This window comes from Achromobacter sp. RW408 (genome assembly GCF_003184165.1).
GTDB classification, from domain to species: Bacteria; Pseudomonadota; Gammaproteobacteria; order Burkholderiales; family Burkholderiaceae_B; genus Achromobacter; species Achromobacter xylosoxidans.
On record NZ_QHHO01000022.1, the window covers coordinates 590,486 to 613,672 of the forward strand.

Consider the following 23,187-nt stretch of genomic DNA (forward strand, 5'->3'; position numbering starts at 1 on the left):
CTTCACCACAGGAGTCCCACGGATGAAAAAGACGCTGCTCGCAGCCGCAATGTTGACCACTTTTGCAGGCGTCGCTCAGGCAGAAACGTCAGTCACTCTCTATGGTGTCATCGACACCGGCATTGGCTACAACAAGATCAAGGGCAATGGCTATGACGGCAGCAAGCTCGGCATGATCAACGGCATCCAGGCCGGCTCCCGCTGGGGCCTGCGCGGATCCGAAGACCTGGGCGATGGCCTGCGCGCCGTGTTCACGCTGGAAAGCGGTTTCGATTCGGGCAACGGCACCCGCGGCCAGAGCGGCCGCCTGTTCGGCCGCCAGGCCACCATCGGACTGGCCAACGACGCCTGGGGCACGATCGAATTCGGCCGCCAGGCCACCGTCGGCTCGAACTACCTGGCCGACATCGATCCCTTCTACACCAGCTACACCCAATCGAACCTGGGCCTGGGTTTCAGCGCGGCCAACACCATGCGCTGGGACAACATGGTGATGTACCGCAGCCCCTCGATGAGCGGCTTCCAGTTCGCCGCGGGCTATTCGTTCAACGTCGACGATACCAACAACGACGAAACCCATTTCCGCACCAACGACAATTCGCGTGGCATCACCGCCGGCCTGCGCTACGTGGAAGGGCCGGTCAACGTCACGCTGACCTACGACCAGCTCAATGGCTCGAACCGCGCGTCGATCGACCATGACGCCACGCCGCGCCAGTACGCGGTGGGCCTGTCGTACGACCTGGAAGTGGTGAAGCTGGCGGCCGCCTATGGACGCACCACCGACGGCTGGTTCGTCGGCCAGGACCTGCCGGCCGGCACGCCGTTCAGCGACGAGTTCGGCACCAACCGCTACGTCGACGGCTTCAAGGCCAACGCCTACATGCTGGGCGCGACGATGCCGGTGGGCGGGGCCAGCAGCCTGTTCGCGTCGTGGCAGCACGTGTCGCCGTCCAACGATCGCCTGACCGGCGGCGACGCCAACATGAACGTCTGGAGCGTGGGCTACACCTACGACCTGTCCAAGCGCACCAACCTGTATGCCTATGGTTCGTACGGCAAGGACTACGCGTTCATCGATGGCCTCAAGAGCACCGCGGCCGGCGTCGGCATCCGCCACGTGTTCTAAGGCGGGGGATCGCGCCGGCGCAGCCGGCGCCCCGGCGGCTCGCCGTAGGCGCGCCGGTACATGGCGATGAAGGCGCTGTCGCTGGCATAGCCCACGGCATGCGCCACCTCGGTCACCGAGGCGCCTTCGGCCAGCCGGGCCCGCGCCATCAACAGGCGGCATTGCGCGCGCCAGCGGGTGAACGACAGGCCGGTTTCGGCCAGGAACACCCGCGCCAGCGTGCGGCCGCTGGCCCCCACCCGCCGGCCCCATTCGTCGATCGACAGCGGGCAGGCCGGATTCTCCAGCAATTCACGCGCGATGGGCGCCAGCCGCCGGTCGCGTGGCATCGGCAGATGCAGCGGCGCCGTCGGCGCCGCCGCCAGCTCGTCCAGCAACGCGCCCACCAGACGCTGGCGCGGCGCATCCAGGGCCGCGTCGGACGGCCATTGCGTCACGCGCACGATCAGTTCGCGCAAGAGCGGATTGACGTCCAGGATCGCCGGCTCCCGTGGCAGGTCCGGGTAGGCGCGCACATCGAAATACAGGCTGCGATAGGCGAACGTGCCCTGCATGGCCGTGCGATGCACGCAACCGGCCGGCAGCCAGGCAGCCTGCAGCGGCGCCAGCTGCCCGACCCGGTCGGCCAGGTACAGCGTCACCCCGCCTTCCGCTTGATAAAGCAATTGGGTGCGCTGGTGCGCGTGCCAGTCCGAGGCATGCTCGCGCGTGTCGATCGCCATGCCCACGATGGGGCAGGCGACGAGGTCGGGGTCCTCGACGGCGGGAAGCGTATAGATGGGCATGTCCGATTGGCGATGTTTTATGGCGCGATGTCGTGATTTTGCGCGCCGTGGCGCGCCTACGCTAGCGTCTTTTTGCTTGACGGCGACACCATGTCTTTCCCCTCCTCCTCATCGGACGCGCGCGCGTTGCCCCCGCCCTGGCTCGTCATCGCGCTGCTGGCGCTGCCGCAGGTGGCCGAGACCATACTCGCGCCCGCGCTGCCCGACCTGGCGCGCCACTGGCGCCTGGATGCCGCGGCCACGCAGCCGGTCATGGGCATCTTCTTCGTCGGCTTTGCCGCCGGGGTGCTGCTGTGGGGCCATCTGGCCGACACCCGCGGGCGCCGCCCGGCGATGCTGGCCGGCCTGGCACTGGGGCTGGCGGGCACCTTGTGCGCGCTGGCCGCGCCGGCCTATCCCTGGCTGCTGGCCGGCCGTTTCCTGCAGGCGCTGGGGCTGGCGGCGTGTTCGGTGGTGACGCAGACCGTGCTGCGCGATTGCCTGGACGGCCCACGGCTGACCCATTACTTCGTCACGCTGGGCACGGTGCTGGCGTGGTCGCCGGCCGTCGGGCCGCTGACGGGCCAGGTGCTGGCCGACGGGCATGGCTACGGCGGCGTGCTGGCCGCGATCGCGGTGGTGGTGGCGCTGTTGCTGGGAGCGGTCGCCTGGCGCTGGCGCGAAACCCGGCCGGCGCCGACCGGCGCCGTGCCGCTGGCCGCGCTGGCGCGCCGGATGCTGACCGACGGCGCGTTGCGCCTGGCGGTGCAGCGGGTGGCGGGACTGAACCTGCTGGTATTTTCGTTCTACGCGGCGGGACCGTTCATGACAGGCTCGCTGCCCGGCCTGGGCTTTGGCTGGGTGGGCCTGGGCGTGGCGCTGGCCGGCAGCCTGGGCGCGGCCTGCAACCGCCGCCTGCCCGCGACTGCGGGCGCCGCGATCCGGGTGCGCCATGGCCTGCGCTGCGTCGCGCTGGGCGCGGCGGCGCAGGCGCTGGCCATGGCGTGGCGGCCGCAGCCCGGCTGGCTGTGGGCCGCCGCGGCCTTGCCGGTGTTCATCGGCTACGGCCTGGCGATACCCAATCTGCTGGGACCGGCGCTGCGTCGCTATGGCCATTGCCTGGGCCGCGCCGGCGCATTGTTCGGCCTGGCCTACTACAGCCTGCTGGGACTGGGATTGGCGGCCACGTCGTGGCTGCCGTTCGATACGCCGCTGCCGTTGAGCGCGGCCTGGCTGGCCGTCGCATTGTGGCTGTTGGCGGCGCGCGAACGCGATTAGCGCGGCCAGGCGGCCGGCCGCCGCTTGGCCGCCAACCTTTACGGCGTCTGCGGGCGCCGGCGGCCCTTGCGCGCCGGCGGCGCCTCGACCGCCAGCCCCTCGGCGCGCCAGTCGGGAAAACCGGCGTCCAGCCGCCGCGCGCGCAGGCCATGGGCGCGCAGCGCGGTCACGGCATCGGACGACAGCACGCAGAAGGGGCCGCGGCAATAGGCCACGATCTCATGGTCGGCCGGCAGCTCTTCGAGCCGCTTGAGCAGTTCGTCCGCGGGAATGTTGATGGCGCCGGGCAGGTGCCCCTGCGCGAATTCGTCGGCGGGCCGCACGTCGAGCAGCGTCATGCTGCCTTCGCCCAGGCGGCTCAGCAGTTCGTCGCGCGATATGGCTTCGAGGCCGTCGCGCCGGTCCTGGCTGTCGGCCACCAGGCGCCGCATCTCGCCGCGATTGTGCTGCGCCACCGCGTCCAGGGCGTTGAGCAGGCCGGCGATCGGCGCGGAGCCAAGCCGGTAGTACACGTGCTTGCCCTCGCGCCGCGTCACGACGAAGCCGGCGCGGCGCAACTGTTGCAGGTGCTGCGAGGCATTGGCCACCGACAGTCCCGACAATTCGGCCAGCCGCTCGACCGGCCGCTCGCCCTGCGCGATATGCTCCAGCAGGATCAGGCGATGGGCATTGCCCAGGGTACGGGCGAGTTCGGCCAATTCGGCGGCAAGAGGGGGCTGGACGGAAGGCGCGGTCATTGGCGGCGATCTTAGCATTGCGCCTGCACCCGTCTGCTCCTTGGACGCCTCCCCGGCATGTCCGCGGCGTGACGATGCAATGAACGCGAAACACGGCGCTGTCATCATTGGATACTTCTCGGACCAATCCTCCAAATCCATGTCCCGCATGCCTTCTTCCGACCTGCTCCGTCCGTTCACCGCTCGCTGGCGCCCCGCGCTGCGGATCCTGGCCCTGGCCGCGCTGCCGCTGCTGCTGGCCGCCTGCAACGGCGGCGGCGACGACGATGACGACGAGGCCACCAGCCCCCCGGTGGCGCAGAATCCGGCGCCGCCGGCGGACACGCGCAACCAGGCCTACCTGGCGGCCAAGGCCGGCGACGTGATCCAGGTGCGCATCGAGGAACTGCGGCCGACGCAGGCCGCGATCGGCTACGACCAGATCTACTACAAGCTGGGCCGCTGGCAAGGCGACTTCAATCGCGCCACCTGGGCGGCCGACCCGGTCAAGCAACTGGACTACCTGAACCGCACGGTCGGCAAGAAGTTCAGCGACTATTGCGAGGACATGGGCGCCACCACCTCCCAGGCCTTCACATCGATCGCGCAGTTGCAGGCGGCGCGCCTGGACCAGCCGGCCACCTTCAGCTGCACCGCCGCCATGGGCGCCGATCCCGCCAACCTGAAGACCGTGGTGGTCGGCTGGGACGGCAATCTGTACCTGACCGACGGCCACCACACCTTCTCGTCGCTGCGCGAGATCGCCGATGGCGGGCCCAAGCTGCCGGTGTGGGTCAAGGTCGATGCCAACTACAGCGGCGTCGGCACCGCCGCGGCATTCTGGCAACGCATGGTCGACGAACGCAAGGCCTGGCTGCGCGACGGCCAGAACCAGCCCATCACAGTGGACCAGCTGCCGACGCGGCTGGGTATCGCCAACGCGCAGGAAGCCGGCGGCATGCAGGAAGACCGCTACCGCTCGCTGGTGTACTTCACCCGCGACATCGCCTACAGCAACGGCAACCTGCCGGAGTTCGCGGAATTCCTGTGGGGCGACTGGCTGCGCCGGCAGGTGGCCGGCGGCCAATTGCCGGGCCTGGAGCAGTACGCCATGATGGCGCCGTCCACGCCCGCGCAGATCCTGACCGTGAGCACGCTGAATGCGTCGCTGGCCGCCACCGGCGCCAACGATGGCTACGCCGCCGCGGTGCGCAACGCCGCGCTGAAGATGAGCGCGCTGGCCGACAGCGACGTCGTGTTCCAGGACCGCACGGCCGCCAGCCTGGGCCGCATCCAGCTGGTGGCGGGCGCCCCCAGCGGCTCGCCCACCAAGAAGGCGCGCGATACGCTCGAAGAACTGCCGCGCAACGACGTCAAGGCCGACGCGTCGCCGGAAGGCTCGCCGCGCGGCGCCGGCAAGCTGTGGTTCGCGGTCAACTACCGCGCCTGCGGCAAGCCCGCCGCCGGCACCTGCTGGGGCTGGTAGGCGCGGGGCCGCCTCAGCGGTCGACCTGCATGGCCGGCCGCGCCTGCACCTTGCCCAGCCAGGCCTGCACCTTGGGGTGGGCCGCGATCGGCGCCCCCAGCATCGCGCTGTAGCCGATCACCGCCCCCACCACCAGGTCGGCCAGCGAATACTCGGCGCCCAGCATCCACGGCTGGCGCGCCAGGTGGCCCTCCAGCACCGCCAGCAGCGAATCCAGGTCGGCCAGCGTCCGCTCCGCCTGGCGCGGATCGCGTTGGCCTTCATCGCCATGGCCGAGGTGGAACAGGCGCCACAGCACCGCGCCATACGATACATAGGACCACGCGCACCAGGACATGGCGGCCAGCCGTTGCGGCGTGCCCGCGGCGGGCCACAGGCCGCGCTCGACGCCCCAGTGCTCGCCCAGCCACAGCTGGATCGCCAGCGCCTCGAACAGCGGCGCGCCGTCCACGGTCAGCGTCGGCACCTTGCCGTTCGGATTGATCGCCAGGAACTCGGGCCGGCGCTGTTCGCCGGCGCGGATGTCGACCTTCACGCGTTCGTGCGGGACTTGCAGCTCGGCCAGGGCGGCGGCGATCGGGGAGGCGCTGGACTGGGGGTGCCAATAGAAGACGATGGACATGAAGAACTCCGGTTTTCAGGGGATTTCCGCCGCGGCCCCATGGCCGCTGGCGATGGCGTGAACTGTAGAATCCATTGCGGACAGTTTCCGCCCTCGATTCGTTTTATCGTCACCGCCATGCTCGCTTCCAGCAATCGACTCCTGCGCCTGCTTTCCCTGCTGCAGACCCGCCGCCACTGGGCCGGCGGCGAACTGGCGCAGACGCTGGAAATCCACCCCCGCACATTGCGGCGCGACATCGACAGGCTGCGCGAACTGGGCTACCCGATCCAGGCCAGCAGCGGCGTGGCGGGCGGCTATGCGTTTCGCGCGGGCAATGCCCTGCCGCCCTTGCTGCTGGATGACGACGAGGCGCTGACGGTGGCGATCACGCTGCGCACCGCGGCCACCGGTTCGGTGGGTGGCGCCGAGGAAGCGGCGCTGCGCGCGCTGGTGAAACTGGAACAGGTCATGCCTGCCAGGCTGCGCCACAAAGTCGATGCGCTGCGCACGGCGCTGGTGCCGGTGCCGCGCGCCGGTCCGCTGATCGATGCCAGCCAGCTGGCCGTGCTGGCGGCCGCCTGCCGCGACCAGCTGCGCGTGCATTTCGACTATACCGACGGCCGTGGACAGGCCACCAGCCGCCAGGTCGAGCCGCAGGGGCTGGCCCACACGGGCTATCGCTGGTATCTGGTGGCGTGGGATCCGGCGCGCGCGGACTGGCGCACCTTCCGGCTCGATCGCATCGCCGGCCCGGTGACCCCGGGCGCGCATTTTGCGCCACGCCCGCCGCCCGATGGCGGCGACCTGCGCGCCTACGTGGCGCGATCGGTGGGGCAGGCCGCCAACGGCGAAGAGGCGCGCATCGTCCTTCATGCCACGCGCGCGGCGATGACCGCGCGCATTCCGGCAGCCGTCGGCGAAATCGACGCCCTGGACGACGATCGCTGCCTGCTACGCTGCCCGGGCCAGTCGCTGGATGCGCTGGCGTACTGGCTGATGGCCTTGGAAGTGGAGTTCGATGTGCTGGCGCCCGCCGCGCTGGCGTTGCGGCTGCGCACCGCGGCGGAGCGCGTCGCGCGCATGCTGCAACGGCGGGAGACCGCGCCGGGCAGCGTGCCGGACGGCCCTGCCGGCGGCTGACGGCCCGGGCCGGGCGCGCTCAGCCGGCGTGCTCGACCTGCCTGGCCTGTTCGGCCTTGGCCAATTGCTGCAGGACCAACGATACCTTTTCCGCGACCTTGAGCTTGTCGGCCGCGGACATGGCGTCGTATTCCGCCTTGGAAATGCCGAGCGATGCCAGCGCGGCGTAGAACATCTTTTCCTGCAGCGACATGGAAGCGTAGTCCATGAACTCGCGCTCGGCGGCCGACGCGACCGGCGCCGCTCCCTTGACGCCACCGGCCAGGGCCGAAGCGCCGCGTTGCTGCGCGTCGGTGAACGCCGCGCGGAACGCGTCGCCGCTGGCGGCATCAGACGTACGGAAGCCGGCCCGGTTGGCGGCGTTACTGGCATTCACGGCGATCATGGGGAAACCTTTGCGCGAGTCATCTCGATGGTCCGCAAGTTACCCCGCCAGCCGGCCCGCCGAAGCGCCGGACTGAGGGCCGATCCGGTTGCTTATCCGTGGATTGCGGCCCGTGCGCGCCGGCTGCCGTTCGAGTATCTTGTGACTCCCACGCACATACCGGAGCGCGCGCCGCCATGAGTCTCGACACGAACCCCACTTCCCTCCCTTCCGCCTCCGTCGCCCCGCCCGCCGACGTATTCCTGCAATTCCTGGTGAACCTGGTGAACAACGGCGGCCAGCTCAAGAGCATCGGCGTCACGCTGCAGATGGGCGGCATGCTGGTGTCGGGTTCGATCGTGTCGGGCGCGGAGTATTTCGACCGCTTCGCCGAAACCTTCTCCGACTCGCTCTCCGACATGGACACACAGGCGCGCCAATCGGTGCGCACGTCGCTGGCGGAACTGGGCGACGTGTTCCGCCTGCCGCAGCCGGCCGAGCCCCTGCCCAACTACATCCACCTGGTGGATGCGCTGTTCTTCACCGCCGACGGCACGCCGATCGCCGGCCAGCCCACGCTCTGGCGTGGCCGCAGCAGCGCGGTGGACGGTTTCATCCTGGGCCGCCTGCAGTCCGAATAAGCCGTGCCAACCGGGGCCGGCGTGGGCCGAGGACGCCGCCGCGCCCCGCCGGGCTGCCGGTCAGCGCTCGGTCCAGCTGGGCCGGGCGGTGCAGGCATGGAAGCTTCGCCAGGCATCGCCGTCGGCCTGCAACCAGACGTCCAGGCATTGCGCGCTGATCGGCGCCGACAGGACCGTGCCGCGGAACAGCAGGCCGGGCCGCGGCCGCAGCCAGACGAAATCGTGCATGTCTTCGATGTCGTCGATCGTCACCTGCAGCTTGGCGGCCGTCGCGCATTCCATGAGGGAGTCGAAGCGGCGCTGCAGCGCGCGGTCGGCGCCAAGGCCGCGAGGAATGCGCAGTGTCAGGCCGGTCACGCGCATGACGCCGCTGGCCACCGGCTTGCCGCCGCAACTGGCCGGCAGCAGCCGCGCGCGCAGGCTGGCGCGGAATTCGGTGTGGCAGGCCAGCACATGCGCCTGCGGCAGCAGACGCCGGAACAGCGGCACGCTGAAGGTCAGGCGCCGGGTGGCCAGTTGCAGCGGCGTGTTGCCGGCCGCCGGGCCCAGGCAGATATGATCGCGCGACACGCTGATATCGAGATCGGCGCACAGCCGCCGCGCCACGTCTGTGCCGTCCGGCACGGTCAACGCGTGTTCGAAGGACAGGTCGAGCGGGGCGGGAAGCCCGGCCGCGAAGGCCACGGCGGCCCGCAGCCGGGCCCGCTGCGCCATGAGGCCCGGGCTGCCGCTGCGCAACGGCGTGATGCTGTCCGCGACGGCGTACTCGTGCACCTGGCCCTGCGCCGTGAACACGGGCTGGAACCGCAGGAACAGGGATTCCTCGCGTGGCGGCCAACGGCGAGCGGCATCACGCATGGCGCGGCCTGGCCGCGGATGCCGGCCAGGAACGGCGCGCGGGGGGAAACATCATGGAACCTCGTGTGAGCGCGGTGGCGCCGGGATTCCGGCCGCGGCGCGGCGGGCGGAAGACAGAATCTGGTACGAGGACGATGTTGCCAAAGGCACAGCGGCGATTGAACAAGAAAATTCTCAATCGCGGCGCGCGCACACCGCGGGAGCGGCGGGGCCACCGCTGGCCCCGGCGATCGCCTCACGCCCGAGCGAACGGATCAAGCGACAATGATTGTCCCCAATTTTTGAGATTCTTCTTATGGTCCGAATCCGCAAACGTCGATACGATTCCGTCTTACGCCCTGGCTTCGAAACATTTTGGTTCAAGTCCGGATCCTGGTGCAGAATAATCCGTATGCCGTCCCGGCCAACCTGACTGCGCCTCGCATGCAAAGACTCCGCATCGTCATCGCCGATGACCATCCGCTCGTGCTGATGGGCATGACCGACCTGCTGAACAAGGACCTGAGCTTCGACGTCGTGGCGACGCTGGCCAGCCCCACCGCGCTGGTGGAGCACATGAAGCGCGATCTGCCGCAAGTCGTCATCACCGATTACTCGATGCCGGGCGACGAGATCTACGGCGACGGCATCCGCCTGGTCAAGTACCTGATCCGCCACTTTCCCGGCGCCCGCATCGTCGTGCTGACCATGGTGTCCAATCCCATGATCATTTCGGCGCTGTACGACGCCGGCGTCGAGGCCGTGGTGTTCAAGCGCGACGACCTGGGCGAGATCGTCACCGCGCTGCACGCGCTGCAGCTGGGCCGCAAATACTATCCTCCCGGTTTCCAGCGCGAGGGTTCGCTGGCCGCGCGCCACAAGTTCATCGGCGAGCGCATCAACAGCCTGTCGCCCAAGGAATTCGAGGTACTGCGGCATTTCATCCGCGGCGAATCGATGATGCAGGTGGCCGACAGCCTCAAGCGCAGCGTCAAGACCGTCAGCGGCCAGAAGATTTCCGCCATGCGCAAGCTGAACGTGCAGACCGACCAGGAACTGGTCGCCTTCTGTGTCGAAAGCGGCATGTTCCAATAAGGGTTCGACCAACCCGATTGAGTAGATGGGCATGACGCAGCAATCCATGGACGTCGTCAGCGGCCTGGCGGTGGACCGCCAGGCCATGCAGGCGATGATCGACCAGGCGCAGGATAGGCCGCTGGCCTTCGAGGATTGCGATTTCGAGCAAGCCGACTTTTCCCGGCTGGACCTGCGCGGCGCCCGCTTCACCGCCTGCGCCATCGCCGGCGCCTCGTTCCAGGGCGCCACGCTGGCCGACACCGTCTGGCGGCGCTGCCGTGGCGGGCACGCCGTCTTCGCCTCGGCCGATGCCAGCGACGCGATCTTCGAGCATTGCGACCTGAACAACGCCAGCTGGCGCCGCGCGCGGCTGGCGGCGGCCCGCTACACCGGCTGCAAACTCACGGGCGCCGACTTCGACGGCATCGCCTGCCTGGGCTGGACGCTAGAGGACTGCCTGCTGGTGGGCGCGCTGGTGCGCGGCATCTCGTTTCGCAAGAGCGAATTGCGGCAGCTGGACTTTTCCGATGCCGACCTGAGCGGCAGCGACCTGCGCGATACGGTGTTCCACGGCGGCAGCCTGCGCCATGCCACCCTCAAGAACGTGCGCTTCGAGGGCGCCGACCTGCGCGAGGCCGACCTGGGCGGCATCGACCTGTCGGCGGCCGCCAGGCTGGCCGGGGCAGTGATCTCCAAGACCCAGGCGGCGGCGCTGCTGGCGGAACTGCGCATCACCGTCATCTGACGCCGGCTCCCTGCGCATGCGCCAGGCGGGGGCTGGCCGCCGACAGGCCAGCCACCGGCCAAGCCACCGGGCCGGCTGCCCATGCGCACCGACGAGGACATGGCGGCGGACTTCCGCGTCTGAGCGCGCCCCTGCGTCAGGCGCCGGACAGGCCCATGGCCGGATCGCTTACCGTGTGCGCGCCGGTCTCGACGCGACCGGCGAAGCGGCGATAGAACGCCGGGTCGCTGGAGCAGGTGACGGCAAAGTCGTACCACTGGCCGCTGGCCGCCAGCGTCCAGTGGCGGGAGGCCTTGCCGCCGCCCGCCACCTCCAGCGCCACCGGCGCGTCCTGGCGATAAGCCTGCGGCGTGACGGTGAAGGTGCAGGCCTGGGCGCCGGTGTTGAGGAACTCGGCATAGACCTCGCCATTGGCGATGTCGTAACAGACCCTGATCTCGGGCAGCGAGCCGCTGTCGGCGATGCGGTTGGTGTCGCCCTTGAAGTGGCGGTGATAGCCATTGGGGCCCAACACCCACAGGTCGTACATGCCCAGGTTGTCCTGCAGCGCGTTCCAGGTGTCGGACAGCGTCTTGCCGGCCTCGACCATGTAGCGGCGCGGCAGCCGGTCCAGGTGATAGCGGTCGTAGACGTGGAACACCGCGCCCTGCGTGCCGCCGTTGGCGAACAGCAGTTCCACCGTGCCGGCCGCGGCGCAGCGCGCGCTGGTGTGCAGTTCGTACGGCAGGGCCCGCGACGGGCGCGTGCCGCTGGCCTGCAACGGCAGCTGCATGTCGGTGGGCAGCGGCATCTGCGGCAGGGCTTCCTGCGCGGTGCGCAACTGATCGGCCGCGGCACGCGTGGCGCGCCCGGCCAGCGTGGGCAGCGCCTCGGTGTTGGGCGTCTTGAAGTTGAAGGCGCTGGTCAGGTCGCCGCAGACCGCGCGGCGGAACGGGCTGATGTTGGGCTCGGCCACGCCGAAGCGCGCTTCCAGGAAACGCAGCACCGAGGTGTGGTCGAACACCTGCGAGTTGACCCAGCCGCCGCGGCTCCACGGCGAGATCACGTACATCGGCACGCGCGGGCCGGGGCCATAGACGCGGCCGTCCTTGGCCGCCGGCTGGGTGGTGCTGCCGGCGGGCGAGGCGTGCGTGAAGTACTCGAACGTCATGTCGGCGTCGGCCAGCGTGGTCTTGCCGGCCAGGCCGCCGCCGGCATCGCGCGACGGCGCGGACGGCGACGGCACGTGGTCGAAGTAGCCGTCGTTCTCGTCGAAGTTCACCAGCAGCACCGTCTTGCTCCAGACCTCGGGCACGGCGGTCAGCGCGTCAAGCACTTCCTGCAGGAACCAGGCGCCCTGCACCGGACTCGACGGGCCGGGATGTTCGCAGTAGATCGAGGGCGCGTTCATCCAGCAAACTTGCGGCAGCCTGCCTTCGCGGATATCGCGCTTGAAGGCGTCCAGGTAGTTTTCGGGCGCCGTGCCCGGCAGCGTGTTGGCGATGCCTTTGTAGAGCGGATTGGCGGCGTTGTCGGTGGCGGGGTCGTACGCCTTGTACGGCAGCGCCTGGCCGGTGTTGGCGTAGGGCACGCCGGGCTCGCCGCCGCTGGAGACCGGATAGCCGGAATTCACGTTGGCCTGGCGGAAGGCGCGGAACGCGCCCAGCATGTTGTCGCCCCATTCATCGGGCATGTTCTGGTACGAGATCCAGCTGACGCCAGCCTGTTCCAGCCGCTCGGCGTAGGTCATCCAGGTGTAGCCGGTGTTGACGTTGGCGGGCAGGCCGTCGATCCAGTCCCATTCGTTGTTGACGAAAGCGGCGTTGGTGGGCACCGCGCCGTTGGTGCCGGTCAGGTGGAACGCGCGGTTGGCGTCGGTGCCGGTGTGCATGGAACAGTGATAGGCGTCGCACAGGGTGAAGGCATTGGCGAGCGCGAACTGGAACGGGACCTCGCGTTCCTTGAAGTAGCCCATCGAGATGTCGTTCTTGTGCGTGGGCCATTGCGCCATGCGGCCGCCGTCCCAGGCGCGTTGGCTGTCGTCCCAGCTATGCGGCGTGCCGGCGGCGCGCTGCGCGTTGTGGCTGGTGCCATCGATGTGGAACGGCGTCAGCACGGCGCCATTGGCGCGCTGCTGCTGCCAGACCTTGCGGCCATTGGCGAGCGGAATCGGAAAACGGTCGCCGAAGCCGCGCACGCCCTTGAGCGTGCCGAAGTAATGGTCGAACGAGCGATTCTCCTGCATCAGGATGATCACATGCTCGACATCCTTGATGGTGCCGGTGGCGTTGTTGGCGGGGATGGCCAGGGCGCGGCGGATGCTGGGCGGAAAGGCGGCGAGCGCGGCGGCGGCAAAGCCCGCGCCGGCGGCGGTCTGGAGGAAATTGCGGCGGGAGGTCATCGTTGTACTCGGAATCGTTGGGGTCGGCGCAACCGCCGCTTACGGCGCGCAACGCAGTTGCGGCGCGGGCTTGGGTTGTTCGGTGGCCGGCGGCGGCGCGGGATCATCCGAGGAATCGTCGTCGCCGCCACAGGCGACGAGCGTGGCGGCGGCGAGCAGGACCGCGGCAAGGGTTCTTGCGAGACTCGTGGAGGGCATGGGGAGGTTCTTGGGAAAGAGGAGGACCGACCTTGCCGCGAAGCATCGGCAAGACCCCAGCGAGTCTAGAAATGCGAAGTGACAGCGCCGTGAAAGCTGGCGCGTCAATGCCGGCCGCGGCGCGTGCGCGCGGCCTCAGTGTGTGTCCAGATGCGTCAGCGCGAGGTCAGCGCGCCGCGCGGCTGAAGCGCTGTTCGACCACCACGCCGCCCCATTGCGTGCCCTCGGCTTCCTGCGTCAGCACGAAGCCCGCCGACTCATAGAGATGGCGCGCGGCGTCCAGGCCCTTGAAGGTCCACAGATACGTTTCGTCAATATCGAGCTTGTCGACGAAGGCCATGGCGCGCGCCAGCAAGGCCCGCCCCACGCCCATGCCGCGCAGCGACTCGTCGACGATGAACCAGCGCAGGTGCGCGCTGCGCGCCGCGAGATCGCTGTCGATGGCGATGGAGGCCAGCGTGCGGTTGCCGTCGGTGTAGCGCCACAGGTTCTTGCCGGGCGCGGGCAGGCTTTCGGCGAAGGCCGCCAACCCCGTGGCCACCAGGCGCTCGAACACCACGCCGAAGCCGGCGGCCTGGGCGTAGTAGCGCGCGTGCAGCGCGGCCACATCGCCGATACAGCCCGACGCGTAGCCTTCCTGGATCTGCGACTCGATCGCGTCGCTGGCCTGCGCGGCGCGGGTGTTGGGGTTCTCGCGCGACAGGGCGTCGGCATACAAGGAAAGGTAGCGCACCAGGATTTCCTGGTCGGGCGGCGCCAGTTGCCGCAGCGCACGCGAGACTTGCTCGGTGGCGAACTGGTCGATGCGGTTGCGCAGGTCCAGGCCGGCGGGCGTGAGCGACAGGCGCGAGGCGCGCGCGTCGCCGCTGTCGCTCTCGCGCGCCACCAGGCCGGCCGCTTCCAGCTTGGCCACCTGGCGGCTGGTGTTGGATTTGTCCAGCCGCAGCACCAGCGCCAGGTCGCGCGCCTGGATGCCGGGCTGCAGGCCGATCTCGATGATGGCGTGCACCGCCGAGGGCGCCAGGTCGCTGCCGGCCAGCGACGGCCGCATGAAACCCAGTTCGCGCACCAGCTTGCGCGAGAATTCCCGCAGGTCGCGGATGGTCTGTTCCCGGGATCGGGTGGGAAAATCGATAAGATCCATGATGGCGCGTCCTGAAGTTGCGGGTCGCAACCAATTTACTTGCGAATCGCAACCAAAACAAGCCCCGCCCCATGAAAATTCAATTGCTGTCCGATCTGCACCTGGAGTCCGATCCCGGCTTCGTCGCCCATCCCATCCCCGGCGCGGACCTGCTGGTGCTGGCCGGCGACATCGGTTCGTACCAGCAGCGGTCCCGGCTGACCACGGACGACTTCGGCCTGGGCCGCTATGCGCCACGCAACGGCTGGCCCACGCCCGTGGTCTACGTGCCCGGCAACCATGAATACGACAACCTCGATTTCGACGAAACCCATGAACGCCTGCAAACGCTTTGCCAACAACTGGAAATCCAGTGGCTGGAACGCGAAACGCGGGTCATCGATGGCGTGCGCCTGGTGGGCACCACGCTGTGGACCGATTTCGACGCGCTGGCCGCGCCCGGCGACACCTTGACGCAGGTGCTGGCCAAGCGCGGCAAGGCCTTCCGGGCCGCCGATTTCTACCTGGAGAAGGCGCAGATGCGGCGCCATGGCGCGCCCTTCATGGCCGAGCAGATGCGCGAACAGGGCCTGGCCTGCCAGGCCTGGCTGGAACAGGCGCTGCGCACGCCCTTCGACGGCCCGACGCTGGCCATCACCCACTTCGCGCCCAGCCTGGCCAGCGCCGATCCGCGCTACGGCGTCACGCCGGGCACGGCCGGCTTCTGCAATGCGCTGGACGGCCTGCTACCGTTGGCGGACGTCTGGATGCACGGCCACCTGCACTGTCCGCTGGACTACGTGAAGGACGGCTGCCGCGTGGTGGCCAATCCGCTGGGCTACGCCAGGAAGGGCGAACAGGACGGCTTCCTGCCCGACGCGCTGTGGGAGGTGCCGGCGGCGTAGCCGCGCAGCGCGCCTTTCCGCCATTCAGCCCGGGGCCTCGTCCAGCTCGGCCAGCACCTGCCGCGCGACGTCGTCGAGCGAGCGCCGCCGGTCCATCGCCACGCGCTGCAATTGATCGTGCGCGGCCTGCTCGCTCAGGCCGTGGCGGCTGACCAGCAACCACTTGGCGCGCTCGACGCGGCGCCGTTCCTCCAGCGCGCCGCGGGCCAGCGCCAGCGCATCGTCCGACTGCCGCAGCCGCTGCGCCTGTTCCCGCATCAGGTCGAGGATGGACCGTTCCATGGCCTCGCCCACGCCATCCTGCGGCGGCACGTCGAGAATACGGCCCTGCAACTGGAACAGCATGGCCGGCGCCGCGTCGCTGGCGTGGTCGGCGAAACGGCTGAGCAGCAGCCGGTGGTTGTCGAGCTCGGCGCGAGTCTCGACGATGCGGCGATGGCATTGCAGGGTCAGGGCCTCGGCCAGCAGGCTCTCGACCGCGCGCATGGCGTCGATGCGTTCGGTGCACAGGCCGAACCACAGCTCGGCCAGGCCGGCGTCGACGCGTTCGGCCTCGGAGGTGCGCAGCGCCATGTCGCGCAAGCGCAGCACCGGGCCGCCACCCTGCTCCAGCCGCTCCCACGCCGCCAGCGCATCCGCGCCGGCGTACTGCGCGAAGCTGTCGAAGCAGCGCTTCTGCAGGTCCGCCAGTTCCAGCAGGCGGGCCTTTTGCGATTCGGTGAAGTAGCCGGCGGTGTAGCCCATGACGCCATAGGCGCGCTCCTGGCCGCACAGCTCCTTGCCCTGCATGAAATTGAGCAGCGCCACCAACAGGCGCGTGACGCCGGCGTCCAGCGACGAATCGGCGGCTTCGAACACCAGCGCGAACAGGCTGGCGATGAGCCGCGTGAAGACCGCGCCGGCGTCTTCCGCCGCCACGCGGCGGTCGCGGATGGCGCGGCGCGTGCGCGGCAGTTCGTCCAGGCGGTACAGCGCGTACGCGATGCAGTTGAGCAGGCGCGCCTTGCCGGCGCTGCGGGTGGCATCCGGCTCCAGCCGGTCGAGGAAGCGGCGCACTTCTTCCTCGACCGCGCAGGCGTCGGAACTGAGGCCCGCCAGCGTCTGGCGAAGCGTTTCCTGGCCGCCGCACAGATACAGGTTGGACGAGCCCCGTTCCTTCTGCAGCACGTGCACCAGCTTGCTGACCAGGGTGGCCAGTTCGCAGGTGGCCGCCAGGGCCTCGAGCCCGTGCAGCTCGCTGCGGCGCGCCGCCAGCAGGAAGCGCAGGGTCGAGGGCATGGCGTGTTCGGACATGGCGGGCATCCTCACCGCGCGGCGGGCGGCCGGACTTCAACGGCGTCGCCATTGAAGCGCACAGGCCAGGCCCGCAGCGATTGTTCGGGGTATTCGACACAGGCGCCGTCGCGCAGCCGGAAGTGCTGCTTGTACAGCGGCGAGGCCACCACCAGCTCGCCGGCCAGGTGGCCGACGATGCCGCGGCCGATGACGTTGGCGCCCGATTTCGGGTCGCGGTTGTCGAGGGCGTAGAGCGTTTCGCCGGCAACGGCGGGCAGATAGAACAGGGCCACCTGGCGGCCGTCCACCAGCGCCACCACGCCGGAATCGGCGACCAGGTCGCGGCGGGTGCAGGCGGGGCGCCAAGACGCGGCGTCGGGCGTGGCGTCACGTGCGGTCTCCGGGCGCAGGGCAATCACGGCATTCGAACGCATCAGGCAAGCTCCTCGGCGATGGGAATCACGCGCGCGGCCGGCGCCGGGCGCGGCTGGCCGCGCTCCTGCACGAAGCGGATATCCGGATCCGCCGCGGCGTCGTTGACGAAGGTGCGGAAACGCTTGAGCTTTTCCGGGTCGGACAGGGCGTTGGCCCATTCGCATTCATAGCGGTCCACCACCAGCTGCATCTGCGCCTCCAGCTCGGCGCCCAGGCCCAGGCTGTCGTCGATGACCACGGCCTTCAGGTAGGCCAGGCCGCCTTCCAGCGACTCGCGCCAGACCGAGGTGCGTTGCAGCTTGTCGGCGGTGCGGATATAAAACATCAGCAGGCGGTCGATGTAGCGGATCAGGGTGGCGTCATCCAGGTCCTGCGCGAACAGTTCGGCGTGGCGCGGCCGCATGCCGCCGTTGCCGCACACGTACAGGTTCCAGCCGTTCTCGGTGGCGATTACGCCGATGTCCTTGCTTTGCGCCTCGGCGCATTCGCGGGTGCAGCCGGAGACCGCGAACTTGAGCTTGTGCGGGGCGCGCAGGCCCTTGTAGCGGTCTTCGATGCGCAGCGCCATGGCGACGCTGTCCTGCACGCCGTAGCGGCACCAGGTGCTGCCCACGCAGGACTTCACGGTGCGGGTCGACTTGCCGTAGGCGTGGCCGGTCTCGAAGCCGGCGGCGATCAGTTCGGCCCAGATGTCCGGCAGCTCGTGCAGCTGCGCGCCGAACAGGTCGATGCGCTGGCCGCCGGTGATCTTGGTGTAGAGCTTGTACTTCTTGGCCACGGCGCCGATCGCGATCAGGCCGTCGGGCGTGACCTCGCCGCCCGGGATGCGCGGCACCACCGAATAGGTGCCGTTCTTCTGCATGTTGGCCATGAAGGTGTCGTTGGTGTCCTGCAGCGGCACCAGGTGAGGATCCTGGATCGGGCGATTCCAGCACGAGGCCAGGATCGACGCCACGGTCGGCTTGCACAGGTCGCAGCCGACGTGGCCGCGGCCGTGGCGCGCCAGCAGTTCCTCGAACGATTCGATGCCCTGCACCCGCACGATGGCGTAGAGCTCCTGGCGGGTGTAGGCGAAGTGCTCGCACAGGCTCTTGTCCACCGCGACGCCGCGGCTCGCCAGTTCGTGTTCCACCACCTGCTTGAGCAGGGCCGCGCAGCCGCCGCAGCCGGTGGCGGCCTTGGTGCAGGCCTTGACGCCGGCGACGTCGGCGCAGCCGCCGTCCAGCGCGTCACAGATGGCGGCCTTGCTGACGTTGTGGCACGAACAGATGGTGGCGCTGGCCGGCAGCGCGCCGGCGCCCAGTACGGGCGCGCCCTGGCCAACGGGCAGGATCAGGCTGGCCGGATCGGCTGGCGGCGCAATGCCGTTCTGCGCGTATTGCAGCAGGGTGTCGTAGTAGCTGTTGTCGCCCACCAGCACCGCGCCCAGCACGCGCTTGCCGTCGGCCGACACCACCAGGCGGCGGTACGAGGCGCCGGCCTCGTCGATGTAGCGGTAGCTGCGCGCGCCCGGCGTGGCGCCGTGGGCGTCGCCGATCGAGCCCACGTCCACGCCCAGCAGCTTGAGCTTGGTCGACATGTCGGCGCCGGCGAACGGCGCGCCGGCCTCGCCGCAGAGGTCGGCGGCGACCACGCGCGCCATCTGGTAACCGGGCGCGACCAGGCCGAAGATGGCGCCGTCGAACGCGGCGCATTCGCCGATGGCGTAGATCGACGCATCGCTGCTGCGGCAGTGGCCGTCGACCGCGACGCCGCCGCGCTCGGCCACCGTCAGGCCCGCCTGGCGCGCCAGGCCGTCGCGCGGGCGGATGCCGGCCGAGAACACGATCAGGTCGGTCTCCAGCGGCGCGCCTTCGGCGAAGCGCATGCGGTAGCGGTATTGCGTGCCTTGCTTGATTTCCTGCGTGGCGCGCGACAGGTGCACGCCCACGCCCAGCGCCTCGATGCGCGCCTTGAGCGCCGCGCCGCCGGCCTCGTCCAGCTGCACCGGCATCAGGCGCGGCGCGAACTCGACCACGTGCGCCTCCAGCCCGAGCGACTTGAGCGCGTTGGCGGCCTCCAGGCCCAGCAGGCCGCCGCCCACCACCACGCCGCGCCGGGCGCCATCGGCCGCCGCGCGGATCTGGTCCAGGTCGTCGAGCGTGCGGTACACCAGGCGCGAGGCTCCTTCGGCGCCGGCGATCGGCGGCACGAAGGGATAGGAGCCGGTGGCCAGCACCAGCTTGTCGTAGCCATGGCTGCCGTCGGCCGTCACCACCTGGCGCGCGTGGCGGTCGATGCGCAGCACCGGCGCGCCCAGCCGCAGCGACAGGCCGGGCCGTTGATAGAACGCGGCATCGCTCATGGCCATGGACTCGGCGTCACGCCCGCCCATGTACTCGGACAGGTGCACGCGATCGTAGGCGCGCCGGCTCTCTTCGCCGAACACCAGGATGCGGTAGCGCGCCAGCGCGCCGCGCTCGATCAGTTGCTCGACGCAGTGATGGCCGACCATGCCGTTGCCGATGACGATCAGGGTCTGCATGGAAGTCGTGGAGGTCGCTGTGCTCATGGGTCTATCCAGGCTGGGCCGTTCGGGTTTCAAAAGACAAACGGCGCCCGGGACTGTTGGGTCCGGGCGCCGTTGCCTGCAATGCTTGCGTTGTCTGGCCGGACACGGGCCCGGTATGGCGATCAAAGCAATAAGCGTGCCATCCCGTTGACGCCCGCGCGGCGCGGCGCCGCCGCACCCGCCGCGCACCCAAACGGTTCCGCGCCGCACCAATCCGGTGCGGCCGCGCACCACCGCGCACGCCGCCAGTCCCCGCGCCCCGCTGCCCGCCCGTGGCAAGCGATTGGCATGGAACTTGCATCGGCAGGACATCGACCCGGCCGCGCCGGGAACCAGGGCAATGGCGCCCTGCCCGCCCGGCCCGCTGGCCGCGCAGGCAGGGCGCCTTCTTTTTTGGAGCCGAGCATGAGCGGCACGCCGCGCACCGTGGACACCGTCTGCCCCTACTGTGGCGTGGGCTGCGGCATGACCCTGCACGTGGAACGGGAACAGGTGGTGAAGATCACCGGCAACCGCGACCATCCCAGCAACTTCGGCCGCCTCTGCACCAAGGGGTCCTCGGCCCACATCGCCCTGCGCCAGTCGGGACGGCTGGAACACGCCTACGTGCGCGCCCGCCGCGGGCAGGACCTGGCGCCGCGGCCGATGGCGGACACCCTGCGCGACACCGCCACGCGCTTGCGCGCCATCATCGATGCGCATGGCCCGGACGCGGTGTCGCTGTACGTGTCGGGGCAGATGTCGATCGAGGCCCAATACCTGGCCAACAAACTGGCCAAGGGCTTCATCGGCACCAACAACATTGAATCGAATTCGAGGCTGTGCATGGCCAGCGCCGCCAGCGGCTACAAGCTGTCGCTGGGCGCCGACGGACCGCCCGGCTCGTACCAGGACATCGACCGCGCCGACCTGTTCCTGGTGATCGGGGCCAACATGGCCGATTGCCATCCGATCCTGTACCTGCGCATGATGGAGCGGGTCAAGGCCGGCGCGCGCCTGATCGTGGTCGACCCGCGCCGCACCACCACCGCCGAGAAGGCGCACCTGCACCTGGCGATCCGGCCGGGCACCGACCTGGCGCTGCTCAACGGCCTGCTGCACCTGCTGCACCAGGCCGGCAAGACCGACGCGGCCTTCATCGCCGCCCACACCGACGGCTGGGAGGCGATGCCGGACTTCCTGCGCGACTACGCGCCCGAGCGGGTCGAGGCGCTGACCGGCATCCCCGCCGCGCAACTGCGCCAGGCCGTCGACTGGATCGGCGCAGCGCCCGAATGGATGAGCTGCTGGACCATGGGGCTGAACCAGAGCACCCACGGCACCTGGAACACCAACGCGCTGTGCAACCTGCACCTGGCCACCGGCCGCATCTGCCGGCCCGGCAGCGGCCCGTTCTCGCTGACCGGCCAACCCAACGCCATGGGCGGGCGCGAGATGGGCTACATGGGTCCCGGCCTGCCGGGCCAGCGCAGCGTGCTGTCGGCCGCCGACCGCGCCTTTGTCGAGGCGCGCTGGGGCGTGCCGGCCGGCACGCTGCATACGCGGCTCGGGCAAGGCACCATCGACCTGTTCCAGCGCATGGCGGCGGGCGAGGTCAAGGCCTGCTGGATCATCTGCACCAACCCGGTGGCCAGCGTGGCCAACCGCGCCAATGTGGTGGCGGGGCTGCGGGCGGCGGAACTGGTGATCGCGCAGGACGCCTACCTGGACACCGAGACCAACCGCTACGCCGACATCCTGCTGCCGGGCGCGCTGTGGGCCGAAGCCGAGGGCGTGATGGTCAATTCCGAACGCACCCTGACGCTGATGCCACAGGCCGTGCCGCCGCCCGGGGACGCGCTGCCCGACTGGCGCATCATCGCCGGCGTGGCCTGCGAGATGGGCTACGGCCACGCGTTCCAGTACGCCAGCGCGGCCGAGGTGTTCGACGAGATCGCCGCCTTCGCCAACCCCGCCACCGGCTACGACCTGCGCGGCGCCAGCCATGCGCGGCTGCGCGAGACGCCGCTGCAATGGCCCTGCGCGCGCGCCGACGGGCCGGACCGCAACCCGATCCGCTATCTCAACGACGGCGTCAGCCAGCCATCGCTCCTGGCGGACGACGGCGCCCGTCCGCGCCTGGCGTTCGCCACCGCCAACGGCCGCGCGCGGTTCCACGCGCGGCCGCACGTCGATCCGGCCGAACTGCCCGACGCCGACTATCCCATGGTGCTCAACACGGGGCGGCTGCAGCATCAATGGCATACGCTGACCAAGACCGGCAAGGTGCCGATGCTGAACAAGCTCAATCCCGCGCCATTCGTGGAGATTCACCCGGACGACGCGGCAACGCTGGGCATCGGCGCTGGCGACGGCGTCGAGATCCGCTCGCGCCGCGGCCGCGCGGTGCTGCCCGCCGTGGTCACCGACCGGGTGCGGCCGGGCAACTGCTTCGCGCCCATGCACTGGAACGACGTGTATGGCGATGAACTCTGCATCAACGCCGTCACCAGCGACGCCGTCGACCCGGTGTCGCAGCAGCCGGAGCTGAAGTTCTGCGCGGTGGCGCTGTGCCGCGTGGCGGCGCCCGCGGACAGGACGGCGAACGACACGGAACCAGCCGCGCTGGCCATGGCGGCGACGGCGGCCGACAGCGTTGCCGGCTTGCTGAGGGCGCACGCGGTTCCGAGGCTGACGGCGGCCGGCGGCGCCGCCCCCGCCGAGGCCATGGCCGCGCTGCTCGGTCTGACGAATGGCGGCGGGCCGCCCGCGCTGGATGCGCGCCAGCGCCATTACCTGTCGGGCTTTCTCAACGGCCTGCGGCAGGCCGGCGGCGCCCCCGGCGTGCCGGAGCTACCCGTCCACGCCCCTTTCGACGAGGCAATCCGCCTGTGGCTCAACGGCCTGCTGCATGGCCTGTACAGCCGCGCACCGCTGCCGCTGGCGATCACGCCTGGCGCCGACGCGGGGGAGGCCACCGTCCGCATCATCGGCCCGCGCCCGCGCGTGACGCTGCTGTGGGCCTCGCAGACCGGCAATGCGGAATCGCTGGTTGAACGCAGCGCCAGCGCGCTGGCCGCGGCCGGCTTCGAGTTGCGCACCGCATGCATGGCCGACTATGCGATCGACGCCCTCGCTCGCACGCAGTACCTGCTGCTGATCACCAGCACCTTCGGCGACGGCGACGCGCCGGACAACGGCCAGGGCCTGTGGCGCGCCCTGTCGGCCACCGATGCGCCGCGGCTGGCATCGCTGCGCTATGCGGTGCTGGCGCTGGGCGACAGCAACTATGACGCCTTCTGCGGCCACGGCCGCCGGCTCGACCAGCGGCTGGCGCAACTGGGCGCGCAGCCCTTGCTGGCGCGGGTCGATTGCGATACGGACTACGAGGCGCCGGCCGACGCCTGGCTGGAAAATGCCATCGCCACCATCCATGCGGCCGAGGCCGATCAGCATGGCCATCCGGCCACTGGCCTGATGCCGGACGACATCGCGGCGGCGCTGGCGGCCGACGCCCCGCCCACCGTGGCGGTCCGCGTCGCGCCGCCCGAGCCGCTCGC

General features: G+C 69.9%; 20 protein-coding genes. 9 read left to right on the forward strand and 11 right to left on the reverse strand.

Annotated features, from left to right (window positions below; translation table 11 throughout):
- Positions 1–22 precede the first annotated feature (22 nt).
- The gene (locus tag DK459_RS05005; protein WP_020926513.1) at positions 23–1,129 is read left to right on the forward strand and encodes a porin; all 1,107 of its coding nucleotides are present in this window, start codon (positions 23–25) and stop codon (positions 1,127–1,129) included.
- Here the strand turns inward: DK459_RS05005 and DK459_RS05010 are convergent.
- The gene (locus tag DK459_RS05010; protein WP_053498629.1) at positions 1,126–1,914 is read right to left on the reverse strand and encodes a helix-turn-helix transcriptional regulator; all 789 of its coding nucleotides are present in this window, start codon (positions 1,912–1,914) and stop codon (positions 1,126–1,128) included. The two genes, DK459_RS05005 and DK459_RS05010, sit on opposite strands and share 4 nt — an antisense overlap.
- 90 nt (positions 1,915–2,004) lie before the next feature.
- Here DK459_RS05010 and DK459_RS05015 point away from each other — a divergent pair, with 90 nt between their 5' ends.
- Positions 2,005–3,171 (forward strand): MFS transporter, encoded by a 1,167-nt coding sequence (locus DK459_RS05015; RefSeq protein WP_053498631.1) that lies wholly within the window; start codon positions 2,005–2,007, stop codon positions 3,169–3,171.
- Positions 3,172–3,209: 38 nt separating this feature from the next.
- On the opposite strand, the gene DK459_RS05020 is transcribed toward DK459_RS05015, so the two are convergent.
- Positions 3,210–3,908: a metalloregulator ArsR/SmtB family transcription factor gene (locus tag DK459_RS05020; protein ID WP_026384122.1), complete on the reverse strand. Its 699-nt coding sequence runs from the start codon at positions 3,906–3,908 to the stop codon at positions 3,210–3,212.
- Positions 3,909–4,047: 139 nt separating this feature from the next.
- On the opposite strand from DK459_RS05020, the gene DK459_RS05025 reads away from it, so the two are divergent.
- Positions 4,048–5,373: a ParB/Srx family N-terminal domain-containing protein gene (locus DK459_RS05025; RefSeq protein WP_082406020.1), complete on the forward strand. Its 1,326-nt coding sequence runs from the start codon at positions 4,048–4,050 to the stop codon at positions 5,371–5,373.
- 13 nt (positions 5,374–5,386) lie between these two features.
- On the opposite strand, the gene DK459_RS05030 is transcribed toward DK459_RS05025, so the two are convergent.
- Entirely contained in the window at positions 5,387–5,995 is a 609-nt protein-coding gene (locus DK459_RS05030) for a glutathione S-transferase family protein (RefSeq protein ID WP_070541831.1), read from the reverse strand.
- A gap of 117 nt (positions 5,996–6,112) precedes the next feature.
- Here DK459_RS05030 and DK459_RS05035 point away from each other — a divergent pair, with 117 nt between their 5' ends.
- A complete protein-coding gene (locus DK459_RS05035) occupies positions 6,113–7,117 on the forward strand; it encodes a YafY family protein (protein WP_054437620.1) in 1,005 nt (334 codons plus the stop codon).
- A 19-nt stretch (positions 7,118–7,136) separates the two neighbouring features.
- Here DK459_RS05035 and DK459_RS05040 read toward each other — a convergent pair whose 3' ends face one another.
- On the reverse strand, positions 7,137–7,502 hold the full coding sequence (locus DK459_RS05040) for a hypothetical protein (protein WP_020926507.1): 366 nt from the start codon (positions 7,500–7,502) through the stop codon (positions 7,137–7,139).
- 176 nt (positions 7,503–7,678) lie between these two features.
- Between DK459_RS05040 and gvpU the strand changes: the two genes are divergently transcribed.
- Entirely contained in the window at positions 7,679–8,122 is a 444-nt protein-coding gene (gvpU, locus tag DK459_RS30700) for a gas vesicle accessory protein GvpU (RefSeq protein WP_006384571.1), read from the forward strand.
- Between the two features lie 60 nt (positions 8,123–8,182).
- Here gvpU and DK459_RS05050 read toward each other — a convergent pair whose 3' ends face one another.
- Positions 8,183–8,980: a hypothetical protein gene (locus DK459_RS05050; RefSeq protein WP_054445762.1), complete on the reverse strand. Its 798-nt coding sequence runs from the start codon at positions 8,978–8,980 to the stop codon at positions 8,183–8,185.
- Positions 8,981–9,403: 423 nt separating this feature from the next.
- Here DK459_RS05050 and DK459_RS05055 point away from each other — a divergent pair, with 423 nt between their 5' ends.
- Together DK459_RS05055 and DK459_RS05060 are read left to right on the forward strand one after the other, a co-directional pair.
- Positions 9,404–10,054 (forward strand): response regulator, encoded by a 651-nt coding sequence (locus tag DK459_RS05055; RefSeq protein ID WP_035183054.1) that lies wholly within the window; start codon positions 9,404–9,406, stop codon positions 10,052–10,054.
- A 25-nt stretch (positions 10,055–10,079) separates the two neighbouring features.
- Entirely contained in the window at positions 10,080–10,781 is a 702-nt protein-coding gene (locus tag DK459_RS05060) for a pentapeptide repeat-containing protein (protein ID WP_006387354.1), read from the forward strand.
- 136 nt (positions 10,782–10,917) lie between these two features.
- On the opposite strand, the gene DK459_RS05065 is transcribed toward DK459_RS05060, so the two are convergent.
- From DK459_RS05065 to DK459_RS05070, 3 genes are all read right to left on the reverse strand, one after another.
- Entirely contained in the window at positions 10,918–13,161 is a 2,244-nt protein-coding gene (locus DK459_RS05065; protein ID WP_110134507.1) for a phosphocholine-specific phospholipase C, read from the reverse strand.
- A 39-nt stretch (positions 13,162–13,200) separates the two neighbouring features.
- Complete coding sequence (locus DK459_RS30705) at positions 13,201–13,359, reverse strand: hypothetical protein (protein ID WP_020926500.1); 159 nt, start codon at positions 13,357–13,359, stop codon at positions 13,201–13,203.
- A 166-nt stretch (positions 13,360–13,525) separates the two neighbouring features.
- Positions 13,526–14,503, reverse strand: coding sequence for a GNAT family N-acetyltransferase (locus DK459_RS05070; protein ID WP_006387352.1), 978 nt, complete (start codon positions 14,501–14,503; stop codon positions 13,526–13,528).
- Between the two features lie 71 nt (positions 14,504–14,574).
- Between DK459_RS05070 and DK459_RS05075 the strand changes: the two genes are divergently transcribed.
- Positions 14,575–15,387 carry a metallophosphoesterase gene (locus DK459_RS05075; protein ID WP_024070303.1) on the forward strand — a complete coding sequence of 271 codons (813 nt, stop codon included), beginning with the start codon at positions 14,575–14,577 and terminating at the stop codon, positions 15,385–15,387.
- 24 nt (positions 15,388–15,411) lie between these two features.
- Here the strand turns inward: DK459_RS05075 and DK459_RS05080 are convergent, their stop codons facing one another.
- The 3 genes from DK459_RS05080 to nirB are packed head-to-tail and all read right to left on the reverse strand — an operon-like array spanning position 15,412 to position 19,648.
- Positions 15,412–16,680 (reverse strand): nitrate- and nitrite sensing domain-containing protein, encoded by a 1,269-nt coding sequence (locus DK459_RS05080; protein WP_053498652.1) that lies wholly within the window; start codon positions 16,678–16,680, stop codon positions 15,412–15,414.
- Positions 16,681–16,691: 11 nt separating this feature from the next.
- Positions 16,692–17,096, reverse strand: coding sequence for a nitrite reductase small subunit NirD (nirD, locus tag DK459_RS05085; RefSeq protein ID WP_024070305.1), 405 nt, complete (start codon positions 17,094–17,096; stop codon positions 16,692–16,694).
- On the reverse strand, positions 17,096–19,648 hold the full coding sequence (nirB, locus tag DK459_RS05090; protein WP_053498649.1) for a nitrite reductase large subunit NirB: 2,553 nt from the start codon (positions 19,646–19,648) through the stop codon (positions 17,096–17,098). The genes nirD and nirB overlap by 1 nt, the downstream gene beginning before the upstream one ends.
- Before the next feature lie 405 nt (positions 19,649–20,053).
- Here nirB and DK459_RS05095 point away from each other — a divergent pair.
- On the forward strand, positions 20,054–23,187 hold a 3,134-nt coding region (locus DK459_RS05095; RefSeq protein WP_233256759.1), incomplete at its 3' end, for a molybdopterin-dependent oxidoreductase.

Coding starts and splice junctions, on each gene's coding strand:
- DK459_RS05050 (WP_054445762.1), bottom strand. CDS start 8,980: ATGCGTGATGCCGCTCGCCGTTGGCCGCCACGCGAGGAATCCCTGTTC.
- DK459_RS05020 (WP_026384122.1), bottom strand. CDS start 3,908: ATGACCGCGCCTTCCGTCCAGCCCCCTCTTGCCGCCGAATTGGCCGAA.
- DK459_RS05040 (WP_020926507.1), bottom strand. CDS start 7,502: ATGATCGCCGTGAATGCCAGTAACGCCGCCAACCGGGCCGGCTTCCGT.
- gvpU (WP_006384571.1), top strand. CDS start 7,679: ATGAGTCTCGACACGAACCCCACTTCCCTCCCTTCCGCCTCCGTCGCC.
- DK459_RS05070 (WP_006387352.1), bottom strand. CDS start 14,503: ATGGATCTTATCGATTTTCCCACCCGATCCCGGGAACAGACCATCCGC.
- DK459_RS05080 (WP_053498652.1), bottom strand. CDS start 16,680: ATGTCCGAACACGCCATGCCCTCGACCCTGCGCTTCCTGCTGGCGGCG.
- DK459_RS05010 (WP_053498629.1), bottom strand. CDS start 1,914: ATGCCCATCTATACGCTTCCCGCCGTCGAGGACCCCGACCTCGTCGCC.
- DK459_RS05005 (WP_020926513.1), top strand. CDS start 23: ATGAAAAAGACGCTGCTCGCAGCCGCAATGTTGACCACTTTTGCAGGC.
- DK459_RS05025 (WP_082406020.1), top strand. CDS start 4,048: ATGTCCCGCATGCCTTCTTCCGACCTGCTCCGTCCGTTCACCGCTCGC.
- DK459_RS05035 (WP_054437620.1), top strand. CDS start 6,113: ATGCTCGCTTCCAGCAATCGACTCCTGCGCCTGCTTTCCCTGCTGCAG.
- DK459_RS05075 (WP_024070303.1), top strand. CDS start 14,575: ATGAAAATTCAATTGCTGTCCGATCTGCACCTGGAGTCCGATCCCGGC.
- DK459_RS05060 (WP_006387354.1), top strand. CDS start 10,080: ATGGGCATGACGCAGCAATCCATGGACGTCGTCAGCGGCCTGGCGGTG.
- DK459_RS05065 (WP_110134507.1), bottom strand. CDS start 13,161: ATGACCTCCCGCCGCAATTTCCTCCAGACCGCCGCCGGCGCGGGCTTT.
- nirB (WP_053498649.1), bottom strand. CDS start 19,648: ATGAGCACAGCGACCTCCACGACTTCCATGCAGACCCTGATCGTCATC.
- DK459_RS05015 (WP_053498631.1), top strand. CDS start 2,005: ATGTCTTTCCCCTCCTCCTCATCGGACGCGCGCGCGTTGCCCCCGCCC.
- DK459_RS30705 (WP_020926500.1), bottom strand. CDS start 13,359: ATGCCCTCCACGAGTCTCGCAAGAACCCTTGCCGCGGTCCTGCTCGCC.
- DK459_RS05030 (WP_070541831.1), bottom strand. CDS start 5,995: ATGTCCATCGTCTTCTATTGGCACCCCCAGTCCAGCGCCTCCCCGATC.
- DK459_RS05055 (WP_035183054.1), top strand. CDS start 9,404: ATGCAAAGACTCCGCATCGTCATCGCCGATGACCATCCGCTCGTGCTG.
- nirD (WP_024070305.1), bottom strand. CDS start 17,096: ATGCGTTCGAATGCCGTGATTGCCCTGCGCCCGGAGACCGCACGTGAC.